Source organism: Dorea sp. AM58-8 (assembly GCF_003464045.1).
GTDB classification, from domain to species: domain Bacteria; phylum Bacillota; class Clostridia; order Lachnospirales; family Lachnospiraceae; genus Claveliimonas; species Claveliimonas ammoniilytica.
Genome location: NZ_QSDM01000001.1, coordinates 1 through 22414, shown reverse-complemented (window position 1 = coordinate 22414; position 22414 = coordinate 1). Strand labels below are relative to the sequence as shown.

The 22414-nt window shown below is 40.4% G+C and carries 26 protein-coding genes and 3 pseudogenes; 5 read left to right on the top strand and 24 right to left on the bottom strand.

The genetic code is table 11. The features are described 5' to 3' along the window. Positions 1-50 precede the first annotated feature (50 nt). Positions 51-1118: a P1 family peptidase gene (locus DXA18_RS00145; RefSeq protein WP_118382172.1), complete on the top strand. Its 1068-nt coding sequence runs from the start codon at positions 51-53 to the stop codon at positions 1116-1118. A 24-nt stretch (positions 1119-1142) separates the two neighbouring features. On the opposite strand, the gene DXA18_RS00140 is transcribed toward DXA18_RS00145, so the two are convergent. Continuing rightward, positions 1143-2159 (bottom strand): macro domain-containing protein, encoded by a 1017-nt coding sequence (locus tag DXA18_RS00140; RefSeq protein WP_118382171.1) that lies wholly within the window; start codon positions 2157-2159, stop codon positions 1143-1145. Positions 2160-2427: 268 nt separating this feature from the next. Between DXA18_RS00140 and DXA18_RS15570 the strand changes: the two genes are divergently transcribed. Both DXA18_RS15570 and DXA18_RS00135 read left to right on the top strand, forming a co-directional pair. Continuing rightward, positions 2428-2583, top strand: a complete 156-nt coding sequence (locus DXA18_RS15570) for a hypothetical protein (RefSeq protein WP_158567060.1) — start codon at positions 2428-2430, stop codon at positions 2581-2583. A gap of 170 nt (positions 2584-2753) precedes the next feature. Beyond that, complete coding sequence (locus DXA18_RS00135; RefSeq protein ID WP_158567059.1) at positions 2754-3311, top strand: TetR/AcrR family transcriptional regulator; 558 nt, start codon at positions 2754-2756, stop codon at positions 3309-3311. Between the two features lie 67 nt (positions 3312-3378). Here DXA18_RS00135 and crcB read toward each other — a convergent pair whose 3' ends face one another. Next, positions 3379-3744: a fluoride efflux transporter CrcB gene (gene crcB / locus DXA18_RS00130; RefSeq protein ID WP_118382169.1), complete on the bottom strand. Its 366-nt coding sequence runs from the start codon at positions 3742-3744 to the stop codon at positions 3379-3381. 168 nt (positions 3745-3912) lie between these two features. Here crcB and DXA18_RS00125 point away from each other — a divergent pair, with 168 nt between their 5' ends. After that, positions 3913-4278 carry a hypothetical protein gene (locus DXA18_RS00125; RefSeq protein ID WP_118382168.1) on the top strand — a complete coding sequence of 122 codons (366 nt, stop codon included), beginning with the start codon at positions 3913-3915 and terminating at the stop codon, positions 4276-4278. Here the strand turns inward: DXA18_RS00125 and DXA18_RS17565 are convergent. The 20 genes and pseudogenes from DXA18_RS17565 to DXA18_RS00020 form a co-directional block, all read right to left on the bottom strand. Next, entirely contained in the window at positions 4275-4502 is a 228-nt protein-coding gene (locus DXA18_RS17565; protein WP_118382372.1) for a hypothetical protein, read from the bottom strand. The genes DXA18_RS00125 and DXA18_RS17565 overlap by 4 nt on opposite strands. Then, positions 4409-5182 (bottom strand): hypothetical protein, encoded by a 774-nt coding sequence (locus DXA18_RS00115; RefSeq protein ID WP_147345553.1) that lies wholly within the window; start codon positions 5180-5182, stop codon positions 4409-4411. Before DXA18_RS00115 ends, DXA18_RS17565 begins: the two co-directional genes overlap by 94 nt. A gap of 66 nt (positions 5183-5248) precedes the next feature. After that, positions 5249-5775, bottom strand: a pseudogene (locus DXA18_RS00110) (O-acetyl-ADP-ribose deacetylase). A 371-nt stretch (positions 5776-6146) separates the two neighbouring features. After that, a complete protein-coding gene (locus DXA18_RS00105; protein WP_118382166.1) occupies positions 6147-6809 on the bottom strand; it encodes a hypothetical protein in 663 nt (220 codons plus the stop codon). A 119-nt stretch (positions 6810-6928) separates the two neighbouring features. Further along, complete coding sequence (locus tag DXA18_RS00100; protein WP_118382165.1) at positions 6929-7231, bottom strand: helix-turn-helix domain-containing protein; 303 nt, start codon at positions 7229-7231, stop codon at positions 6929-6931. Between the two features lie 27 nt (positions 7232-7258). Further along, positions 7259-7942, bottom strand: coding sequence for a 3'-5' exonuclease (locus DXA18_RS00095; RefSeq protein ID WP_118382164.1), 684 nt, complete (start codon positions 7940-7942; stop codon positions 7259-7261). A 9-nt stretch (positions 7943-7951) separates the two neighbouring features. After that, positions 7952-8476 (bottom strand): nitroreductase, encoded by a 525-nt coding sequence (locus tag DXA18_RS00090; protein WP_118382163.1) that lies wholly within the window; start codon positions 8474-8476, stop codon positions 7952-7954. A gap of 58 nt (positions 8477-8534) precedes the next feature. Beyond that, positions 8535-9665 (bottom strand): nucleoside 2-deoxyribosyltransferase, encoded by a 1131-nt coding sequence (locus tag DXA18_RS00085; protein WP_118382162.1) that lies wholly within the window; start codon positions 9663-9665, stop codon positions 8535-8537. Between the two features lie 228 nt (positions 9666-9893). Next, positions 9894-10305, bottom strand: a pseudogene (locus DXA18_RS17215) (IS66 family transposase zinc-finger binding domain-containing protein); the annotation flags it as partial. Then, positions 10282-10497: pseudogene (locus DXA18_RS17560) on the bottom strand (HKD family nuclease); the annotation flags it as partial. The pseudogenes DXA18_RS17560 and DXA18_RS17215, both read right to left, overlap by 24 nt. Positions 10498-10546: 49 nt before the next feature. Then, positions 10547-11008, bottom strand: a complete 462-nt coding sequence (locus DXA18_RS00070) for a YaiI/YqxD family protein (protein ID WP_118382161.1) — start codon at positions 11006-11008, stop codon at positions 10547-10549. A 295-nt stretch (positions 11009-11303) separates the two neighbouring features. Further along, positions 11304-12239 carry a nucleoside 2-deoxyribosyltransferase gene (locus DXA18_RS00065; RefSeq protein WP_118382160.1) on the bottom strand — a complete coding sequence of 312 codons (936 nt, stop codon included), beginning with the start codon at positions 12237-12239 and terminating at the stop codon, positions 11304-11306. Positions 12240-12536: 297 nt separating this feature from the next. Next, positions 12537-13166 (bottom strand): hypothetical protein, encoded by a 630-nt coding sequence (locus DXA18_RS00060; protein WP_118382159.1) that lies wholly within the window; start codon positions 13164-13166, stop codon positions 12537-12539. Between the two features lie 283 nt (positions 13167-13449). Next, positions 13450-14223, bottom strand: coding sequence for an NAD(+) synthase (gene nadE / locus DXA18_RS00050; RefSeq protein WP_118382371.1), 774 nt, complete (start codon positions 14221-14223; stop codon positions 13450-13452). A 115-nt stretch (positions 14224-14338) separates the two neighbouring features. Beyond that, entirely contained in the window at positions 14339-15040 is a 702-nt protein-coding gene (locus DXA18_RS00045; RefSeq protein WP_118382157.1) for a hypothetical protein, read from the bottom strand. 51 nt (positions 15041-15091) lie between these two features. Beyond that, entirely contained in the window at positions 15092-15925 is an 834-nt protein-coding gene (locus tag DXA18_RS00040; RefSeq protein WP_118382156.1) for a C39 family peptidase, read from the bottom strand. Between the two features lie 33 nt (positions 15926-15958). After that, a complete protein-coding gene (locus tag DXA18_RS00035) occupies positions 15959-16819 on the bottom strand; it encodes a TrmH family RNA methyltransferase (RefSeq protein WP_118382155.1) in 861 nt (286 codons plus the stop codon). Positions 16820-16835: 16 nt separating this feature from the next. Further along, the gene (locus DXA18_RS00030; protein ID WP_118382154.1) at positions 16836-18533 is read right to left on the bottom strand and encodes an acyl-CoA dehydratase activase; all 1698 of its coding nucleotides are present in this window, start codon (positions 18531-18533) and stop codon (positions 16836-16838) included. Further along, positions 18514-19809 (bottom strand): 2-hydroxyacyl-CoA dehydratase subunit D, encoded by a 1296-nt coding sequence (locus DXA18_RS00025; protein WP_118382153.1) that lies wholly within the window; start codon positions 19807-19809, stop codon positions 18514-18516. Before DXA18_RS00025 ends, DXA18_RS00030 begins: the two co-directional genes overlap by 20 nt. A 43-nt stretch (positions 19810-19852) precedes the next feature. Next, positions 19853-20890, bottom strand: a complete 1038-nt coding sequence (locus DXA18_RS00020) for a YeiH family protein (protein WP_118382152.1) — start codon at positions 20888-20890, stop codon at positions 19853-19855. A 186-nt stretch (positions 20891-21076) separates the two neighbouring features. Between DXA18_RS00020 and DXA18_RS00015 the strand changes: the two genes are divergently transcribed. Continuing rightward, the gene (locus DXA18_RS00015; RefSeq protein WP_118382151.1) at positions 21077-21856 is read left to right on the top strand and encodes a DUF134 domain-containing protein; all 780 of its coding nucleotides are present in this window, start codon (positions 21077-21079) and stop codon (positions 21854-21856) included. Between the two features lie 74 nt (positions 21857-21930). Here DXA18_RS00015 and DXA18_RS00010 read toward each other — a convergent pair whose 3' ends face one another. Both DXA18_RS00010 and DXA18_RS00005 read right to left on the bottom strand, forming a co-directional pair. Next, a complete protein-coding gene (locus DXA18_RS00010; protein ID WP_330424320.1) occupies positions 21931-22212 on the bottom strand; it encodes a hypothetical protein in 282 nt (93 codons plus the stop codon). Between the two features lie 108 nt (positions 22213-22320). Continuing rightward, a partial coding sequence (locus DXA18_RS00005) for a zinc ribbon domain-containing protein (RefSeq protein WP_147345552.1) occupies positions 22321-22414 on the bottom strand: 94 nt, incomplete at its 5' end.

Here is a 22414-nt window from a genome sequence, read left to right as displayed (position 1 = left end):
TATGATACAATCATTAGAAATAGCCACCAAGATCCAAGGAGGAACACAACGTGAAGAAAAAACGGATTCGAGACTTTGGAATTGTACCCGGAAGAGTGAAAACAGGAAAAAGAAATACAATTACGGATGTACCTGGTGTACTGGTAGGACATTGTACTGTGAACATGGAAGAAAATCATACCGGTGTGACCGTGATCGTCCCTGGACCGGACAATGCATTTGCACATCACTATACGGCAGCAGCCTATGTCCACAATGGATTTGGAAAAAGTGCCGGTCTGGTACAGTTAGAAGAACTTGGGATCCTTGAAACACCGATTGCCCTTACAAATACGTTAAATGTTGGAAAGGTTTGGGATGCTCTTATCGATATCGTAATCGAGCAGTGCCAACACGATGGGCTGGAATCTATGAGCATCAATCCTGTCGTTGGCGAGTGCAATGATTGCCGGATCAACCAGATCCAGAAACGTGCAGTTGGTGAAAAAGAAGTGCAACAGGCTTTTGCGGCTGCTGCTGAGGAGTTCGAAGAAGGAGATGTAGGCGCCGGTACCGGTACCATCTGCTACGGCATGAAGGGTGGAATCGGATCTGCATCTCGCGTGATCTGTATTGGTGAAAAGGAATACACCATCGGTGTTCTGGTTCAGTCAAACTTTGGTGCGACCGAAGATTTTATACTGAACGGAGAAGCTGTTGGTCCAAAAATTCTGGAATGGAAGCAAGAAAAGAATGATATGGCTGCCTCCGAAGAAGACAAAGGTTCCATCATGAGCATTCTGGCTACTGATCTCCCCTTGACAAACCGTCAGCTCAAACGGATTTTGAAAAGAACAGGGGTTGGCATTGCACGAACCGGCGGTTATACAGGACATGGAAGCGGAGAAGTCATGATCGGATTTACAACCGCAAACAGGATTCCGTCCGGTTGTGAGGAAGAACTGCTTCAGCTATCAGCAATTCCGGAGCATGTGATCAATCGAGCTTTTCTCGCTGCAGCAGAAGCCGAACAGGAAGCAATCTTAAATTCCATGACGGCTGCAAAACAGACACGTGGAAGAAAGGGTGAGTTGTATTACAGCCTTGCAGAATACCTTAACGATAGGAAGCCAGAATGAATAGTCTGATGATATGCGACATTTTTATGCGCCAATAAGCGGCTGGTCAAACGCAAACAGAACTTCGTTCAGTTCAAACACATTATAATTCCTGTTTACCAGGAAATACTCCACAATCACATCAAACTTACTGCTGTGAGAAAGGGCAAAGCCTGCTCTGCTAATAAAGTCTTTTGTTTCATCAACATCCAGTTCCAGTGCAAAGGCGAATGCCAGTGCAGTTGTCTTAGATGGCCTATAGTCCATATTGTTTCGGATTTTTGAGAACAGCTTTCTATCCACATTTGCCTTTTTGTAAATTTCAGAGTCCTTCTTTCCGGTACGGTCAATCAGTTGTAGGAGTGTTTCAGAAAAGCCTGCATCCAGATCGTTAATCAGCTGCCCCCAATCATCAGAATCCATCGGTATAGCTGCTCCTACAGACATATCAGCGCATTCCTGTTCTCTTATACGCCTTGCTTCAAGACGAGAACCATACATGCTTTCCGTTCCATATTCATCAAGCTTTTTGCTGCGGATATAGTTTTCGTCAATGTAACTGTTAACGGATTTGAACAGTTTTTCCGAAAGGGCAAATGCTTCCTTGCCAAACACAACCAGGTAAACCTGCATTTCATTTTCCAGCAGGAAAGTACTGATCTCACGAACCGCTATTTGCAGAGCGAGAGGTTTCGGAAATCCATAATTGCCTGTAGCTATCAAAGGAAATGCAATAGATTCGCACTCATGCTCCTTAGCCAATGTCAGAGAGTTCCTATAGCACGAAGATAAAATCTGCTCCTCTCTGTGGCTGCCATCCTTCCAAACAGGTCCTACGGTATGGATAACATACCTGGCATCCAAATCAAATCCTGGGGTAATAGCTGCATCACCAAAATCAATACAGCCGATTTTCTGTCTTGCCACCAACAACTCGTGTCCGGCTTTTTTATGTATTCCGCTGTCGACGCCAGAGCCGATGACAGGATTGGGATTTGCAGTGTTTACCACCGCATCTACTTGCATATTTACAATATCATTTCGTACTATTTCAAAAGGCATAGATGACCTCCCTGTTCAGAAGCCTGTTTTACTGTCATAAACATAGATTATCGCTCCAATCTAAGATAGAGTATACTTCTTTAACGGAACAATATCAATGATAACGGAATAATACAGCGTGAACAATGAATTCTGATTCTGCATTTTTGGACAGATTCTCCAGATTGTCTGTTTTAGGACAATTCAGACAATCTGGATATATGATAAATACCACCTAAGTCTTATTATAATAATAACGAATAGAGATTCTCGAGAGGAGGAAAAAGATATGTCAGATTATAGTGAAATCGAGAAAAAAGTAGGTACGAAAGTAGTAGAGGTTCATCCAAAAGCTGATACAGAAGGTGTTTATACTGTACTGTTTGAAAACAACCTTGAAGAAGAGTGGACATTTAAGGATGGTCACTGGGAGTTCATTGCATAATGTTTAGCTTAATAGAAAAATTCCTGCTTACATAGAGAGCAAAGAGCCTCTATGTAAGCAGGAATTTTTTCTATGTCATAAATGTCATATATTGATATGGACAAAATCTTCAAATAGGCATATTCTATAAATGTGTGGTACTAAAGAAGATGCATCAGGAGGAATTGTCTATGTCTATGTTAACGATGAAAACAATCATGCAAACCTTTAGCGAGATGATCGAAGAAATGCCTTTTGACAAGATTACTGTGCTGGCTCTTGTTAAAAGGTGTGAAATCAACCATAACACTTTCTACTATCACTTTCAAGATTTATATGAGTTGCTTGATAAATGGATACAGTATGAAATAGATAAACTGGTCAAAACACTAGAAGATCCAACAGATTTAAAAGCCGAAATGAAAGCGGTATTTCAAGCATGTAAGGAATACCCTAAGATTATAAATCATATTCTCTCTTCGCTATCCAAAGAACAACTAGAATACCACTTCTTTATTAAAACAGAGGATTCAATCAGCAAATATATCAAAAAGCAGTTGGAAGATGCAGGAAAATATCTTTCAGACGAACAAATCCAATCTACGGCCGAATTCTGCAGATTCGCATTAGCCGGATATTTCCTTAAATTTAATTACATGCAGCCTAAACCTGACGTAGATGAATATGTTAATCACTTCGAGTGGATATTCGATGATCTTGTCCACTGGACACTTGAATCGCGAGAATAGTTGTTTTCTTTTTGATAACTATAAGCTACGGAATACACACCGTTTTCTCGGTTCAAATCATATTCTGTTATCTAATAAGAGCTGATAATTTTTTGCCACACAGTACTCCCAATATGCAACTACAACAGCTTAATAATACATACACTCCTCCAGCTGTATATTGATTATCATCAAACAAATTGTATGCTTCTAAAGAAAATGTTGAAAAGGTTGTAAAACCACCACATACCCCTGTTTTCCAAAACAATATCGTGTTTTCCGATACCTCATTCTTACCGCTTGCAATACCCACAACAAATCCTATCAGAAGCGCTCCCATAATATTTGTCGCCAACGTCAGAAACGGAAATCCGCTTTTAACAGGTATAAGGCTTATCGCATATCGGGCCATTGCTCCTACAGCTCCACCCAGGGCTACAACTAAGAATTCCATTTGTTTCACATCCTCCTCATATAATTAAGTCTTTTTGTTAAAATCACAGGCTTTTCAGCCCTTTAAAATTTCGTTTTAGGTAACTATAGCATCTTCTCTCTTCACATGCAAATCCATCAGACCTATGGTATAATAAATGCAATAATTTCACACAAAAGGAGTATCTATATGAGTAACATTGAAATAAACAGAAAAAATATCGCCGATATGCTTTTGGGTCTGTATGAAAAAGAACCCTTCTCTATGAATACAAATGTTGAAGAACTCGAATGCAATGTCTGGGGTGGCTATTATGAAATGGATATGACCACGGCTCAGATATCCTTCAATGACAATAATTCTCTTACTGCCTATGGCAATTTCATCACTGAATTCATCAGCGGCTGGGCAGAACTTCTCTCCAGAAAAGACTCTATATCCGAAGAACTTTTTCAGGAAGAATTCGCTGCCTGGAAAACCGAGATTTTCGAAAAAGCCGAACAACTCGATACCATGGAGCGGATTCGAAATACAAAGAATGCGGAGACTATCTAAAATCTCCGCAAATATTTACCATTTTTCCAAATGCCTTTCTTTTTTCCACCCGTATGAAAATAGTACACGCCTTTCCCTTCAAATGTACCATTCATAAAAGCGCCTTCATAATGATCTCCATTCGTATAGTTCAGCACACCCTGACCTTCCGGCTTGCCATGCCGAAATTCTCCCTGATATTTATCACCGGAAGCATACTGTAACACACCAGAGCTGCATACCATTCTGCTTCCGTGATATGCATTGTTTCCTGAAGAAATGCTTTCGCCATATCTGTCAATTCTTTCTGCCAGCCAATCACGTAAGCTGTCACATCATCCACATACAGCACATTGGAACACATAATACTTCCGCCCAGGTATCGTCTGACTTTTTCCTTTACAAAATCCGTATAATACAAATCACAGGCACCATATAAATGACAGATCTCATGGATAAATGTATTGCATTTTTCTCCATAAAAGACTGTGGCATATTCTTCGCCCTCTCCCAGCGCAACCTGCCTCGAGGCAAAAGACCTCTCCTCATATCGGAATAGAAAAATCACAGCTACATCATCAAATCGTTTTTCATTTTTAAAGTGATTACGCAATTCTGTGATTGATGCATACTTCGTATTCTGCATCACCTGTTTCACCCAGGCATTCGACATACCAAGATCTACATGCACATCGCTCTTACTGCGAAATACAAAATTCCGGATATTCAATGTCACATTTTTCTTGCCCACTTCCTGCATCAGCCAGGATGAGGTCTGGCGAATCGTATTGACCACCGCATTTTCATCCGCAGCACTCCACCGCCCTGCCTGTTCATCCACAAGAATATAGCAAAATGCCACATTACCCCTTAACTCCTTATTAATTCCTTTGTTTTTCCCTTTTAAAAATATACTATTATCCAACTATCTTATACTCCGCTTCGAATATTTCTAGTACCATTTATAATTGTAACACTTTTTAAGTTACATTTATAAAATAGTTCTTTCCCCTATCACTTTTTCATATTCCGCCAGTACATCTGCGCTAAACAACACAAACCTCACAAGTTCTATCTTGCCAGGATGCTCTCTGATAAATTCCTTCACTGTATCGACCGCAACAACTGCTGCCTTATCTATCGGATAACCGTAAACACCTGTTGAAATAGCAGGAAATGCGATTGTCTTAATTCCATGATCTACCGCACATTGCAGCGAATTGCGATACGCATTTGCTAACAGCTCCGGCTCACCATCATTACCTCCATACCAGATCGGTCCAACTGTATGGATTACATATTTACAAGGCAGTTTATATGCTTGGTAATCTTGGCTTCCCCTGTATCACAACCATGTAAGGTACGACATTCTGCCAGAAGATCCGGACCAGCTGCCCGATGAATCGCACCATCCACGCCGCCACCGCCAAGCAAACTGTTATTCGCTGCATTCACGATTGCTTCCACATCATCAACTTTTGTAATATCTCCCTGTACTGTCTGTATACAACAATTCATACACAATACCTCCTTGCATTCATCATAATGCCTTATCCTATTATAGCAAAAGCCGCAGCTTCCGCCACGGCCTTTATTCATCTTATTGCCTGCATTACAGCCATGAGGCTGATCCCCGGTCAATTAGTTTAACACCTTAACCTGTTTCATGGATTTCAGCATATCTTTATACCTGAAGAAAAGTTGTCCATTCACACATAACCATTCAAGAACAAAATCATTAACGATTCACAATTCAAAGTTTAAACAAAATCCAAAACAATTAACAGCTCTTATACTATCCATCCTAATAGAATTTGCATATTCTTCACGTAACTTAACCCTGTTACAGGGAAACTAAGTTCGGAATTTTCGTAATGCAGGCAATATGATTATGCTATCTCGATAAATGTGGTTGCATTGGACACTTTGATCTGCGTATCCAGTTCTGTGAGCAGAATATTCCGCTTCTCTTCCAACATGTCGACCTTCTTCTTTACATCCAAAGGATCCACAAGTTCAGTCGTATTCTCCTTCATATATGCATCAACCACGCCTAACGGCTTGTCATCCTTTGCTTTCGCATCGCGCCCTAAAATGCTCAGACGCATACTCTCGGCTGTGGACTGAAGCTGTCCGTTCTTCATATCACAAAATTGAACCCGTTCAGAATATTCATTATTCAATTTGTTCTTCAGTCTTCCTTCAAAGTCCGCCTCTCCATCATAAGCATCCATTCCACGAAGTCTGCTTCTGAGTGAAATAGCTCCTGCAACCGTGAATGTTCCATAGGAAGTATTAACTTCTGTCTTCGCATTGGACTCCACAATAGCAGCGTCGATCAATTGAAAGCGCCTGATCAGATCGTTGATCTGCTGGTATGCAGCTTCTGCTTCCTTTGCATACTCTGCTTTATCAATTCTCTTTGCATATACCTTATCCTCATTCGGCTTAATCGTATCTACAAAGCTGGCCTTCGCAATCTTATCATTGATCTTCTTCACTAACAGATCTCTCTCATCTAAAGCCTGTGTTACTAACATCTTCTCGCTCATAAAAAATCCTCCCTCACAATCATCTCTACCTGCTTCATAGAAATCATTGTAAGGGAGAATGTCTCACTTGTCATTGAACTTGTAGTATAAAAGCATTTGCCGTACTCTCTCCGACAAATTTATGCTGCTTTATTAAGTCTTTCGTAATAAGCACTAATACGTTCACATTGTGAATCAGACTTATACGCAAAAACATTGTCCCTGTTCCCACACACCAAATCATCTATCGGCATCTGAAACAATTCACTGAGTGCATACAGATTATCAATCGTCGGCATGCTAAGTCCATTCAGCCAATGATAGACACTCTGAACACTTCCGAGTTCCAGATACTGCTGGACATCTTTTACAGATAATCCACGCTCGTCCATAATTCTTCGCAATCTGATTCCGGTTCTTTTTCTGTCAATAATTGGAAACATAGCTCGCCCTCCTATTTTTGATGTATTCTATATGTTTTCTGTATGTCTGCACTTCGGGAATCCTGTACATCCCCAGAATTCACCAAACCTGCCATTTCGCCTCTGCATAGGCAAATGACATTTCGGACAAATCCTGGTATTATTTTGCACCTTCAACTGCTTACCTGCAAGCTCTTTTCCCAAATATTCAAATATTTTCTGATTCATCCTGCAATCGGCAAGCGCTCTGTGTGCACCTTCCGTAGAAATCCCATAATACTCCGCAAGATCGGATAATCTTCGATGCTTCCAATCCGGAAAGACTTTCCTGGCAAGTCGGAGCGTATCTATGTAATCATTGGAAATGGTCTTTCCCAGATAACGTTCACAATCTCGATATATAAACGGCATATCAAAACTGCAAATATTGTGTCCGACCAGAGTATCATTCTCTATGAAATTCACGAAATATTCCAACACACGGTCAAAATGAGGTGCATTTCTCACCATCTGATTCGTAATATTATTCACCATACTTGCCGCATACGGAATCGATTTACCCGGATTAACCAGATGGCTGAATTCATCTACTACCCTGCCATTTCTGACCTTCACCGCCGAAATCTCAATCACCTCATCCGTATTACGCGAAATGCCTGTAGTCTCCAGATCAAACAACACATAATCAGGTGTGTAATTATATAACTGCTTTCCTTTTGTATTTCCTAACATCCGTATTTTCTACCTTACATAATAAACGTAATTATCTTTTCTTGGCGCAGGCGCATTGGCTGGTGCAGCTGCGTATCCAATAGCACAATGTCCGATGCCTTCATAATTGCCTTCAATGCCAAGATCAGCAAGAATCTTCTTACCAAATTCTGACTCAAACTCTTCCTTCGCTCTGTGAACCCAAATGCTGCCAAGTCCGAGACTCGTCGCTGCATTCATAAGATTCCCCATCACGAGTGAGCCGTCATACTTATAAGTCGGAATATCCTTATTCGCAAGAACAACCAGAATCACTGGTGCTCCATAAAACGGATCTGTATCCGCTCCCATAATCTTCGCATTCTCTGCAGATAACTGATCTCTTAATTCCTTATTCGTTACCGCAATAATAATAGAACTCTGTCTTCCCATGCCAGACGCAGCATAGGTTCCGGCTTCGATAATCGCCTGAATGTCCTCTTCGGATACCATTTTATCGCTGTCGAAATTTCTACAACTTCTTCTAGATTCTAAGATTTTTAATGTGTCGTTCATTTGTTGTGCTCCTTTTCTAAATATACATCCCATTTAAAATATCCAAAAGTATTTCATCTTATTTTGTTTGAAACGTCAAAGTATCTATAACAATTTCTCCTTTACTAAGTATTCTATCAACCGACGAACACATTGTATCCGTCATTTGTAAATATTCATTTAATTCAGAGATTAGCGTTGTAATTGCTTTATTTAATCTTCTCTCCATTCCTAAACATACTTGTGATTTATCTATCAACCCCTCAATACTCGCCTTAGATCTATAAATTGCATCTTGCATTCCTTTTAAACTAATCATAGAATCTTTTAAATCATCAATATTCTCCTGATTTTGTGCATACTGAGTATCTAATAATGAAAGATAATTGTTTTCAACTATATCCCAATATTTAGATACATTAGTTACATGACCTTTTAAATTTCCCGCAAACTTATCTATAGGAATAGACAATTTTCTACAAATATTTCTCACAAAATTTGCATCCACATTATTACCTTGAGAATTTGAACGTTCAATTTCTTTTGTTGACGCATTGATAGATATGTTCATATCATTTAACTCATCACACATGGAGCTAATTTCCTCCGTTATTTTTGTTGAATTATCTTCAATTTCCGCAATATAATCAAAAAATCCATTATCATCCAAACTGTCATTTTTGTTATTAATCACATTTTCTTTACTATCATTGTCCAGACAAGTCATTTCTTCTATGCTATTGCTTGAAACGAGTAATATATCATTTTTATAGAAATCAGGAATGTAATCGGAAACAGGATTTCCATATGTGATATTATTATTTATTGCTCCATATAGCAATTTTCTGATCTCATCAACCAATTTTTGTATTTTATTAAACTGTAGACTATATTCATTCGCACGATACGATTTTATATCAAATGGCAACTCACCAAGATCTTGCGTAATAATAATCACCTTTTTATTCATAGCATGAGCTAAACCTAATTCATAAAACACATTAGGATTCAATCCCGTAAGATCAGCAATGACAACATCTGCTTGATAAATACCTTCCACTATATCCTGTAATACATTCTGTTGATTATCTAAATCACCTGCATTTGTAAATACAAATTCTCCTTCAAAATCTTTTTTTAATTTGTCATATAATGCCAAAAAACTATCATTAAATGGCATAATTACAAAAACTCTTGGCTTATTCTCCATTTTCATACTCACCTTTTCTTTCAAAAACTATCTATTGACTTAAATATATCTCTTCACTGTTTATAATCACTGAAAATAATTTAGCATTTCCAAATAACCTACTTTTCCTCTTTTTTCTCTACCTCCTCTAGTGCATTAGAAATCACTTCATTTAACCTATTTGAAACAGGACTTTGTTCCGAAAAAATTCCTCCCAACAAACCTCCAATTACGTTAGCAGTCATTTGACTTCTGGTACATTACCCAGGCAACCGTTCCTGCAGAAGCCATTCCATAAAGCATATGGGCTCTGCCATCTTTTCCTTTTTTGATGACCGGAATATCCTGAAGCCTGCACTGCGGACACTCATAGTTCTTGCTGTAGTATCCATATACTTTCAGTTTTGCCGGTACAAAGACCAGTTCCCGGCGGACAAACTCTTCCCCGATTTCTTTCAGTGGGGTACCACAGACAGGGCAGAATTTCTCTTCCTCAGAAAGTTCCAGATACTTTTTTCAACAGGAACTCCCTTAAAACGTTCCGCATCTGTAGCTCTTGATTTTCGTTTTTTTGCTGTTTTTCCGGAAAGAGTGCTTCAAGATCCTCTGTTTTTGCAGCTTCTGGATCCTGTTCCAGTTCCGCCTCATTCAATGTCTGCAGAAGCGGAGTGATACCACTCATTGTAATAAATGCCACACTAATCTGAAATCCATCACATGACAAAAGCTCATCCTCTATAGATGAGAGTACTTTCTTTCCTTCTTTATGATTATTGGATACAAACTGTGGTCGATATGTACTACTTGAAACAACCGATCCGTCTATATATGCCGTTTCAAATCCTACTCTCATTTCGTTAATTTTACTCATATGTTTCACTCCGTTTTATATAACTGAATAATTATACCGTTTTATCTTCTGCCAGTGCCTTCCGAATCATCTTCTCAAACGATTCTTCAAACCTCTGATCATCCATTTCCGTTCTCTTCGCTGGACCTTTCAGATGATTCTTTCTACTACTTCGTCTCGCCTTTTTCGCCAAATGACGCTCCATCAGCATTTGATCAATATTCTCGTTTGTGTACCATTTCCCACTCTGATGAATCGCATAACATCCTTTTCCAAGTGCCATAGCTGCAACTCCATAGTCTTGAGACACGCAGATATCTCCACGATGTAACAGCGAAATCAATTTAAAATCCACCGCATCCGCTCCAGCTCCCACAACAATCACATCACTGTAGTCTGAACGCAATACATGATTCGTATCACAGAGTAATTTGCAAGGTATCTCATATTTCTTAGCGAGTTTTTCCACAATATGAACTACGGGACACGCATCAGCATCTACAAATATTTTCATCTAACTCAACCCTTATCATAATTAAGATTTTCTCTTTTGTACTTTTATATATAGTATATCATATCTTTTTCCATATATCGCACTTGGTTGCCACTACACATAATATAAATGAACACAAAAATCAGAATTGCCTTTGTAGATATGACTTTTCTCGTAAAAAGCTGAAATACAGTTAACCTCAAACTTCTCATATTCTTAAAAAGACTCGAAATACTGATTTTAAAAATGGTGCTGAGAATAAATCCCACCACCAATTTCTTTTACAGTTTAGACTAGCAAACGTTTTAATACTCACTTACTTTTTAGATTTATTAGCTATTTCAGCAATTTGCATTAAATTTTGAAATGACTCTGGATTCTTAATTAATTCAGGTAACAGCATTTTAATCATAACAGCATCCGTAGATTCCTCTTTTTTTGCACTATTTAAACTTGTTTGCATGATTGTTTGTATAGTTTCTGTATCCTTTTTATTTACTTCTTCTTTCAATTCATTAATAGAATCTAGAATTTGATATAACATAGGAATAATACCTTGTGCAAATAGTGTTTTACTTGCTTCCTCACCTTGTTCTAAACTATCATCTTGCTCACTGAAAGAAAATGCTGCTATTGCTTGCTCTAAACGGTTTTTAGTTGCTGCAACATTATCCAAATCAGTTAAATCATATTCAAAAGTCCTTACCGTATTCACATCAAATGGTATACTTTCACCTTTCTTTTTAAGGTGAATAATAGGTTTATCTGTACATTTTCTATACCCCATTTCGTAAAAGACATTCGGATTATGTCCAGAAATATCAGCTATAACAAGTTCTGACGATAACAATTTATCAATAATTGTTTGTGTAATCGAATCAGAATCGTTAATTTGATCTACTCGTACAGGTTCAAATCCGCATTTTTCACAAACTGGGCTAATAATATATTTAAATAACTTATCTGCACTATCTCTTATTTCACTTCCCTCATCTCCAATAGGAGATACCACAAAACATGTTTTCATAAAACCTTCACCTCCACAATTTTGATTAATTTTATAAATTCCTCTATCCACTTTTTCGATAGATTTGTTTCTAAGCATTGTATTTATTGAACCTGAAAATTGCCCCTCTGAATAATCAGAAACCCCTACCTGCTGTAAAAATGCTTTTATTTCTTGAACAGTATGAGGATATCCATCTGCAAGAAATCTTGTGATATTTTCTTGTATTCTTGCACTTTTCGTCATTATACCACGTCCTTTCTTATTACATTCTACCACTTTTCTTGTATAATTCAACATCTTTTTTTGCAAGATTATATGATTTTCTTGCAATCATCGCAATTATCGTAGGATAAAAAGTATTTTAATGCTTGAATTTACGATAATATCATCTTATTTATAATTTTGGAAATGCTAAATATCAAGTTTTCAACTTTTATTAAACTATACATTCCCAAATAATTCGTAAGCGATCTCATTATACGAAAAGTAGCTATCCAATAATCTGAACAGCCACTCTGATTGCATTATTATTTTTCATTTTTAATTATTTATTATTTGACACATTTTTTCTCTTATTTTGAAATCCCAACGCCAAGGATGCCTTAAATCTTTAACAGCAGGATAAATACATCTCGAAATAACATCCACAAACTTTAACAATTGTATGTCAGTATAATTACTTGCCTGTTCTTCTACAACACATTCTTCGGCTTGCAATTCATTATAAATATAATTGATTTGCTCTACAGCATGTTCCATTGGACCAATAAAGTTTTCTGCATAAAGTAGACTATTTACATTATCCAGTTCACGTAAATATTGTTTAAAATATATTTTAATTACAACTTCTCTTGGAATTTTCTTGGTAGAATATAACAAGTAATCATCTTCAATAATTTCATTTTGAATTTCCGGAAAACAACATTCCAATTTTTCTTTAATCGTTTCATAAAAATCATCAAATCCTGTATCTGTCCCAAAAAAATCATGATTAATTTCAATCTCGACAATTCTGCATAATGAGCATACAAACCGTTGGGATGCATATTTAAATGATTCATATACCTCATACTGTTTTGTCAAAGATTTGTGCCTTTCACTTTCCGAACTATAAATCTTTAATACAATTGCAATTAAACAGATGTGAGTAAAAAAGTTCTCAAATCCCAAATTCCATCTATCCATGATTTATATTTATTCAGAAACAAACCTATTGGAATAACAATTAGTTCAAAAATAATACCACACATTATAATAGGGATAATATCTTTCATATACCATATAATCCGCTTGCCAAATCTTAGGATGCGTTTGAGCATTAGGTAAACCCTCAATACATTTAATTCTATAGATTTTTTACTTAAAGGATGAAACTCCTTTGATTTATTTCTAATATGTACATTCTTTTTCATATTTGTTTATATTTAATGCAATTCGTTATTCTTCTATTCCCCTACTCATGCTCTTCCAGCTTAAATGTCGGCATTAATTGCAGTTTATGCAGGTTAATCGCATGCATCCGGTCAATCTTCTTCTTTATCTCTTCGTCTTCGCACTCGCCGGTCAGTACATAATGATCCAGTGTGGCGTATGTAAATCCGATCTTATCCTCATCGGTCATTCCGCTGAGTCCGTCAGACGGTGCTTTCTTGGTCAGTCTCTCTGGGATTCCAAGTACTTCACCGATCTGGATAACTTCGTGTACAAGCAAATTTGCAAGGGGGCTGAAGTCCCCGGCAGCATCGCCGTATTTGGTAGAATATCCAATATAATCTTCGGAACGGTTACAGGTATTTACCACACGCCCACCATTTGGAAGTGCCTGAGCAATTGCGTAGAGTGTGCTCATCCTGAGACGTGGCGGCATATTGATCATGGAATCCCGAGAAAGTTCATTCGTATGAACAGTGTCGCTTTCTGCAAGTGCTTTGTTTACTGCACCTGATAATCCATCTGCGCCGTCCTTGATATTAACAGTTACATTTTTTATACCTAATAGAGATACAATCTCCTGTGAATCACTGATGTCACTCTGTACTCCATTTGGCATCATAACGCCGACTACACGGTCTTTTCCAAGTGCCTCTGCCAGAAGCGCTGCAACCACGCTGGAGTCTTTTCCGCCGGACACACCAACAACGGCATCACAGTCTGGACCGTTTTTCTTGAAATAATCTCTTATCCATTCTACAATTTCATTTTTTGTCTGTTCAGGATTTTTAAGCATTTTCGTAGTTCCTTTCTTTAACCTCTCATTATTATCTGAATCAATTATACCAGAATTTCTAATATATTTCCGCATGCATTTCCTATTTTCTATCTGCAGGATACCGTCTGTATATTTACGTATATTTCTTTCTCGACAGCCATTTCTGGTCGATACATTTCACTTCGCCGTCAAACCGGATATGCAGATGTACACCGCCGGATCTCTGGTTGATCTTTTCTACCACACCGTTACCGAATTTTGGATGTGTAACGGTATCCCCAAGCTTATACTGAACAACCTCATCCTTCTGCTTCTGTGCAGTCTGCAGACGCCGATACGTATCACGGATCGGCACGGATTTGTCGTGGATCCGGTTCTTCAATACTTTATCATAATCGTGGTTCATCAGTGCTTCCCCGGCTTTGTAATAAGGCGTCGGCGCAGCACCTACAAGCGAACAGCAATATTTCCATGCGCTTCCGTGCGTTCCCGTCTGCCATTTATACTGTTCGGGTATCTGCATATTGTACTGCATATAGTGTGCATACTCGTGTTTGAACAGATCTATACGGTCTTCTTTGGGCAGTGGATTCTTGACTCCATATGCAATGAAAAGAAGTGAAAAATGAAAATGTTCCTTTTCATGGGCACTCCGTCTGGTATAGGAGCCCAGACTGTCCGTATCAAATCCAAATGTCACCGGCACTTTCGCTCCGTTCAGATGGAACTTTTTATCCAATTCTCCATATAGATTTTTGATCAACGCGGTAAGGATCGGGATCTCTTTCTGCAGACGCTGACGCAGAAACTGGTCTTCTCTGTCATAATATGTCATGTTCTATTTTCCTTCATGTTCGATTCTCTCTATTATTTTCCGGCACATGGATCAACCCACGCTATATGCCCACAATGCCTGTATCTGTGATGCCAGTTCTGCATAATCCCATTCTTTATTACTGTTTGCTTTGCTGTTAGGATCATGTAACAGTATCTTACCGTCCTGCGATACACCTGTCAGCACCATAAAATGTCCATTATCGGTAAATGTCCCAGGCCCGACGACACAAATGATTGGCTTACCTGCTGCAAGTTCCGCTTTTATCGTATTTTCATCCAGCATGATGGATTCTGAGTGAAGTCCCAGTTCGCCGGCAAATGTCTCCATGATCGTCCACAACGAGCCTTCTCCATTCACATAATAGCCTTCTGCATCCGCTCTTTTTGCGACCTCATAGGGATTCATATCTGTCTTTCCTGTCAGGCCACTGTAAACCATAGACAGGCAGGTAGGGCCACAGCCTGTGACTGCCATAAAATTATCGCCATACTGTTCGTATCCCCAACGCTTATCCCATTGCAGGAACAGCGGAATCGTGCCCTGCTGAACCTCTGCGGAAATGTCTCTGTTAACAGAAGCGCTGTCATAATCAAGATAGCCTTTGACAAAATCGATGGTCTCCGGATTGCGCTCTGCAAGATCCAGCAAAGTCTCCGGACAGCCGGCTGCTGCCAGCTTCTCCCGGTCAAATGTATCTTTTTTATCGGACTTATCTTTCTTAGACTTGTCCTTCGCTTCTTCCACTTTCTTTGCCGCTTCCTGTGCCTTGTTCTGTTGATTTTGCCACAAAGCCAGACTGATAACGGAAGCCACAATCACCAGCATCAGAATTGCAACTCGTTTTTTTCTCTCTTTTCTTTTCTGGCGGTTTTTTATCTCCATGAACTACTCACCTCTATCACCTATCCAGGTATGTTACCTCTTTCCCAGCTGCCAGAATGCCACTGCACTGGCTGCTGCCACATTCAAAGAATCCACGCCTTGTGCCATCGGAATCTTAACCGTATAATCACAGAGCTCCATCGTCTCCTGCATCAAGCCGTCACCTTCTGTGCCAAGGATCACCGCAAGTTTCTCTTCCTGCATCAGGTTCGAATCATCAATGCTGACCGAATCATCCGTCAGTGCAAGTGCCGCTGTCTTATATCCCATCTGTTTCAATTCAGTGATTGCCTGCTTAGGCCAGAGTATTTCCCGCTGACATCGGATCTCATTCTCATCCTGAATGGACGTCCACGGAACCTGAAATACCGTTCCCATACTAACTCTGGACGCTCTCCGATAAAGTGGATCACTGCACCCTGGTGTCAACAAAACTGCTTCCATATGAAGGGCTGCCGCTGACCGGAAAATGGCTCCCACATTGGTCGGATTCATGACATTTTCCAGAATGGCAATTCTGCTCTTGCCCGCACACAGTTCCAGGTAATTCTGAAGTGGTCTGCGACGCATTACGCAGAGCATTCCGCGGGTCAGTTTGAATCCCGTGAGCTTCTCAAGCACATCAAAATCTGCTGTATAGATTGGAATATCCGTGTTCTCATATCTTCTGAGGACCTGTCTGGTTTCGTCATTTTCTTCCAGCTGTCTCTGTTCCACCAGCACTGACACAGGTGTATAACCTGCATCCAGTGCCCTGCCGATTACCTTCGGGCTTTCCGCAATGAACATGCCATCTTCCGGATGATCTTTATTCAGAAGCTGTGCTTCCGTAAGTCTTGCGTACACATCGAGCTCCGGCGCGTTAAAATCTTTGATTTCTATTATATTTAGCATAATTTACTCCAAAAGTCTATTCTCCGGCGGTACATTTCTCATAGGCAAATAATGCTGCTCCCAGTGCACCGCAGAGCTGTGCTTCATCGCAGATATAAAGTTTTGCTTCGAGTTTTTCCTCCAGCGCATTGATAATGCCCTGGTTCTTCGCCACACCGCCGGTCATCATATATTCTCCCGGATTCTTCTTTCCAAGACGGGCTGCAAGTGCACCTACCTTGGACGCAACGGATACATTTAACCCATGGATAATATCTGCCACATTTTTATTCTGTGCTACTAATGATACCACTTCTGACTCTGCAAATACAGTGCACATGCTGGAAATTACAATATTTTCTTTCCATTCCAGTCCTTTGGTGCTCATTTCTTCTAATGAAAGTCCCAGCGTTCTTGCCATCATTTCCAGAAAGCGCCCTGTTCCTGCCGCACATTTGTCATTCATCAGGAAATTCGTTACCGCACCATGCTCGTCAATACTGATTGCTTTGATGTCCTGACCGCCGATGTCAATGATCGTCCGCACATTCGGATTCAGATAATGCGCACCCTTTGCGTGGCAAGTGATCTCCGTAATGCTGTCATCTCCACTGTCAATATAAGCGCGTCCGTATCCGGTCGTTACGATCCGCACGATATCTTCTTCCTGTATTCCGGCTTTTTCTACTGCCGCTGCAAGACTCTTCTCTGCACTCATCATTGCCCCGCCACCGGTCGGAATGATCATCGTTGATTTAATCTTACCATTCTGATCAAGAATCACCACATCGGTACTTGTGGAACCGCTGTCGATTCCCGCTACATAATAAACTCCTGATTTCATCTTCTTTCTTGCCTCCTCGCTGATGCCTGTTCCCGGATCCATATCTTCCGATCCTTCAATTGTTTCTGAAAATGCCTGAATTCTGGTCAGTAGCTGTCCTGCGCTCTGACTCGTGAAATCAGTTTCTATCTTAAGAAGCGGAACCTTGATATTTTTCTTGATACTTGCATATTCAAATCCATAATAATCACAGAATTTAATCGTATGGTAAATGATTCCTTTCAGATCCGGATCCAGATACAGCTGATTTCTTCTGGTGCTGTTATTCATTCGGAAACATGGCATCTGTGCCAGAAGTGCATCCGCATATGCAAGAAACATGGCATCTTCGTCCATGGTCTCCATCTCTTCCGGCAGCACGGCCAGTCTACGACCGCCTGTACAGGTCAGGTTGTCAACCTTCATCTGGATGTTGTCCTGTATCATGTCTTCCAGCACACCACTGACACGCACACCCAATACACCGATATATGGTTCTCTCTCTTTCTCTGATTCCGCAAATGATCGGAGAAAGAGCTCTTTATCAAACTGCTGTCCGGAATATGCTTCATATGCATCCTTTAAACGGTGAATCGCTCCGGCGAATTTGACCTTTTCGCATTCGTTATCTTCATGCGGAAGATCCAGCATGTATAAGAATTTGCATTTACCGGTACTTGCTACAATATCATATACCCTGCGCATGGAATCGCAGCAATTGACCAGCACTAACTGATCTGCTTTTCCTTCCAATACCGCCTGTATCACAGATTTACCAAATCCACACAGATTCGCATGTGCGATCTGGTCTGACATTTCAAAATTCTCCGGCATTTCTTCCAGAACTGCACATTCTTCTCCGAATCCCTTAAAAAGTTCGATCGGAGTATATTTACAGACGTAATGTATCATGCTTTTTCTCCTCCTTACCTTCTTCTAACATTTCCACAAAGGCCTGAAGTCTCGTAGATACCTGACCATCACTGGTATTAGCAGGGTTACATCCATCTCCATCCAGGATCATAGTCGGAAGTCCGGCTGACTCCAAAGAGTTTTTAATCAGACTGGATGCACCGATGGTTCCTTTGCATCCCCAGTGTGCAAACAGGATTCCGCCGTCAGCTTCTGTCTCTTTGGCAAGTCGTTCCGCCATCTGAATCCGCTGACTCACATCACCATTGTAAATGCAATAAACCATCTTTTCTGCCATGGCTTCATACGGATCCTCCGCATGCATCTCCCGAAATCCGTCTGCCACAAAATCACAGGCGCTGATGTGCATCTTTTTACTATAATTAAATACATCCTTCACCGGCTGCTGAAGAAACGGCATAATATGCATCCAGAGCACATGAAGTCCCTCGCCTTTTGGTGCTTTCTTCACATCCTCAAGTAACATTTCCGTGTATTTCACAGAGGCCTCTGAGCCAGATAACAAGTGGCACATAAAGATAGCATACAATTCATTTGTCAGGGATGTCACAGGATCATGATCTTTGCGCAGCACCAGCTGTCTCTGATAATTTGCAGCTGCCTTTTTACTGTTAGCAACTGCCTGCTGCACCGCCTCCTCGGAGATCTTTTTTCCGGTTACATTTTCCAGAAATTTCTTCATATCCCGCAGCTGATCTGCTACGTATTTCACAGAAGCCTGATTTTTTTCATAAGGCACATCTATATAAAATCCAGGTAATTCGTTCTTCTGTTTCAGATAAGGAAATGTCATCATATTGCCATCGCAGGCAAGGTTGGTATAAATAGTGCACTTTGGTGTCGGCACAAGACCGGTCAGGGCGGCTCCCAAAAAGACTCTGTGATAAGAGCACATGGTCTCCGGGAAGCCTTCTTCCTCTGTTCTTCGCAAGAATGCCTGCTCACATCTGGTTCCAGCTATGAAGCATGACAACGCCTCTACCGAATACGGCGTCAGTCCTGCTGCCGTCAATAGTTCTCCCGGCACAAAAATGCTTACCATCGCTGCATTTTCAGGCTTTGCAAGCGCCTGGATAATATTACGCATTACAACTCTTGCTACGTACTGACCAGACGATGGTAACCCTTTATCCGGAAAGAAGCGTAATCTTTTTTCCTGCAGACGATATCCTGTCAGGAGAAGTCTGCGTGCCTTCTCCGGATCTGTCAGGGCTTCGCTCCCTACCTTATCTCCAAATTTCTTAATAATATCCATTCTTATTCCTTCTTTTCTGTCTTATATTTCAAGCAAACATAGCTTACCAGATTCCCATCACATGCTGCATGATCAGACTTACAACGGTAATACCTGCCCAGCAGGATGCTCCAAGAATGATCGGCTTACCACCAGTCTTAATCAGCTCAATCACATTACTGTTAAGCCCGATTGCTGCCATTGCCATAATGATCAGGAACTTGGACAGCTCTTTCAGTGGTGCGAATACATCCGCACTCACACCCATATGGATACATATAGTTGTGATGATTGCTGCAATCACAAAGTATAAGATAAACATTGGAAATGCTCTTTTTAGGCTAAATCCGTTTGTCTTCTGATTATCTTTTGCTGCCTGCTTTGCCCTGATCGCGGATAATCCTAAAGTAATCGGAATAATTGCAAGGGTACGGGTAAGCTTTACGGTTACTGCTTTATTCAGTGTCTCACTTCCGAGATTCCACATACTGTCCCATGTCGATGCAGCCGCTGTTACGGAAGATGTATCATTGATCGCTGTTCCGGCAAAGATTCCAAATGCTCCTCCCGAGGTGGTATCGAAGCCGATGACTTTTCCTAATATTGGGAAAAATATCGCTGCAAGTACATTAAAGAAGAAGATAACGGAGATTGCCTGCGCTACTTCATTATCATCCGCATCAATGACCGGTGCTGTTGCCGCAATTGCAGATCCGCCACAGATAGACGATCCCACGCCTACCAGAATTGATGTATTGGACGGCACATGAATGACCTTGCGAAGAATCCACGCAATAATCAGCGACGTACTGATCGTACACACAATAATCGGCAGTGACTGTTTACCAGTCTGGAGAATGACTCCCAGATTCATTCCAAATCCAAGCAGCACAACCGCTGTCTGGAGAATAATTTTAGACGTCCATTTAATACCAGTCTCTGCATTTCCCTTATTTTTCCATACCATCGTAATCAGCATGCCAGCGAGAATCGCAATCACAGGACCGCCGATGATTGGAAATGTCTTACCGAGAAGCCAGGACGGTACTGCTATGATAAAGCAGGTTAATATGCCCGGCAGTTTTTTCTTTATAGATTCCATCATAAATACCTCATTTCATTTTAGATCTCTTTTTTTGCAACATTAGGATTATATCACTGGACACCAACAATTTGAATACTGATAATAAAATATATAGTCACTCATTTTTTCATAGTGACTTGTATTTCTATCATATATAAGTTATACTATTTTCGACATATGACGGAAATATTTTGGAGGACTGATATGGCAAGACCAAGCAAATGTAGAAAAATATGTTCGGAACCTGTATACGATAGTTTTAGACCCGAAGGATTCCCTTCCGATGGTACAATCTGCCTGACACTGGATGAGTTTGAAGCTATACGCTTGATTGACCTGGAACGTTTTACACATGAAAAATGTGCAAAACAAATGGAAATCTCTCGTACAACCGTTACAGAAATCTATGAATCTGCCCGATACAAAATTGCAGACAGTCTGATTCACGGAAAAACTCTGCTGATATCCGGCGGACATTATCGCCTGTGCCAGGGTGATACTTCTTCACATTGCTTTACTCGATGCACATCAGCGTACGATTCCGTCGCAACATCAATCATTGAGAAAAAGGAGAATGGAGCTATGAGAATTGCAGCAACTTATGAAAATGGTATGATTTTCCAACATTTCGGACACACTGAAACCTTCAAATTGTACGATATTGAAAATGGACAGATTACAGGAACACAGGTTGTATCTACCAACGGTCAGGGACATGGTGCATTATCCGGATTTCTGTCACAGGCTCAGGTTGATATCTTGATCTGCGGAGGCATCGGTGGCGGTGCGCAGGCTGCACTCGCTGAGGCAGGGATCAAATTATATGGCGGCGTATCAGGCTCTGCCGACGAAGCAGTCACTGCATACCTTGCTGACGAACTGAACTATAATCCTAATGTTCAATGTTCTCACCACAGCCATGACCATTCCTGCGGTGAGCATCACTGTGGTGAAAATAAACACGGCTGTTCCGGTAACCACTAGACGCCTTGGAGTCGATATCATAGAGAACGGCGTCGCGATGGAGCGTAGCAACCTAAATAATCAAATATAATTTTTTATAAAATTTCAAATACCACGATCCGCTCCCTCGGATCATCCCCTGGGAAAAGATCACGACAATCGATTTCATCTACAAATGACAACTCGTCTACTGTCATCAGATATGCAATATACTCATCTGATGGATAATAGAAAAACAACTGCATGGATCTTGGACATGCATAATATGACTCCAGGATCCGTGCAATGACTTTCTGAAGTATCTCTACTGAAAACGGATTAAAAAAGTAAGCACAGTCTACCGACTCCGGCACCTGATAATATTCCGCATTCGCCAAGTGAACTACCCATTGTCTAAAGCCAATGGGCTTCCTGCTTCGCAGACCTCGTAACCTACTATCTCCACAGGCGTTAATTCGGGCAGTCCCTGCCCTATATTGTTATTTTTATGCTATTTGTCTTAATCCTTCTTCCAGTATATTCTTTGCTGCATTAATATCCCTGTCATGATTTGTTCCACAGACAGGACATATCCATTCC

Bases quoted from the DNA above. Each gene is read 5' to 3' on its own strand.
- DXA18_RS00140 (WP_118382171.1), bottom strand. From the start codon at position 2,159: ATGCCTTTTGAAATAGTACGAAATGATATTGTAAATATGCAAGTAGAT.
- DXA18_RS15570 (WP_158567060.1), top strand. From the start codon at position 2,428: ATGTCAGATTATAGTGAAATCGAGAAAAAAGTAGGTACGAAAGTAGTA.
- DXA18_RS00135 (WP_158567059.1), top strand. From the start codon at position 2,754: ATGTCTATGTTAACGATGAAAACAATCATGCAAACCTTTAGCGAGATG.
- crcB (WP_118382169.1), bottom strand. From the start codon at position 3,744: ATGGAATTCTTAGTTGTAGCCCTGGGTGGAGCTGTAGGAGCAATGGCC.
- DXA18_RS00125 (WP_118382168.1), top strand. From the start codon at position 3,913: ATGAGTAACATTGAAATAAACAGAAAAAATATCGCCGATATGCTTTTG.
- DXA18_RS17565 (WP_118382372.1), bottom strand. From the start codon at position 4,502: ATGGTATGCAGCTCTGGTGTGTTACAGTATGCTTCCGGTGATAAATAT.
- DXA18_RS00105 (WP_118382166.1), bottom strand. From the start codon at position 6,809: ATGAGCGAGAAGATGTTAGTAACACAGGCTTTAGATGAGAGAGATCTG.
- DXA18_RS00100 (WP_118382165.1), bottom strand. From the start codon at position 7,231: ATGTTTCCAATTATTGACAGAAAAAGAACCGGAATCAGATTGCGAAGA.
- DXA18_RS00095 (WP_118382164.1), bottom strand. From the start codon at position 7,942: ATGTTAGGAAATACAAAAGGAAAGCAGTTATATAATTACACACCTGAT.
- DXA18_RS00090 (WP_118382163.1), bottom strand. From the start codon at position 8,476: ATGAACGACACATTAAAAATCTTAGAATCTAGAAGAAGTTGTAGAAAT.
- DXA18_RS00085 (WP_118382162.1), bottom strand. From the start codon at position 9,665: ATGGAGAATAAGCCAAGAGTTTTTGTAATTATGCCATTTAATGATAGT.
- DXA18_RS00070 (WP_118382161.1), bottom strand. From the start codon at position 11,008: ATGAAAATATTTGTAGATGCTGATGCGTGTCCCGTAGTTCATATTGTG.
- DXA18_RS00065 (WP_118382160.1), bottom strand. From the start codon at position 12,239: ATGACGAAAAGTGCAAGAATACAAGAAAATATCACAAGATTTCTTGCA.
- nadE (WP_118382371.1), bottom strand. From the start codon at position 14,223: ATGCTTAAAAATCCTGAACAGACAAAAAATGAAATTGTAGAATGGATA.
- DXA18_RS00045 (WP_118382157.1), bottom strand. From the start codon at position 15,040: ATGACATATTATGACAGAGAAGACCAGTTTCTGCGTCAGCGTCTGCAG.
- DXA18_RS00040 (WP_118382156.1), bottom strand. From the start codon at position 15,925: ATGGAGATAAAAAACCGCCAGAAAAGAAAAGAGAGAAAAAAACGAGTT.
- DXA18_RS00035 (WP_118382155.1), bottom strand. From the start codon at position 16,819: ATGCTAAATATAATAGAAATCAAAGATTTTAACGCGCCGGAGCTCGAT.
- DXA18_RS00030 (WP_118382154.1), bottom strand. From the start codon at position 18,533: ATGATACATTACGTCTGTAAATATACTCCGATCGAACTTTTTAAGGGA.
- DXA18_RS00025 (WP_118382153.1), bottom strand. From the start codon at position 19,809: ATGGATATTATTAAGAAATTTGGAGATAAGGTAGGGAGCGAAGCCCTG.
- DXA18_RS00020 (WP_118382152.1), bottom strand. From the start codon at position 20,890: ATGGAATCTATAAAGAAAAAACTGCCGGGCATATTAACCTGCTTTATC.
- DXA18_RS00015 (WP_118382151.1), top strand. From the start codon at position 21,077: ATGGCAAGACCAAGCAAATGTAGAAAAATATGTTCGGAACCTGTATAC.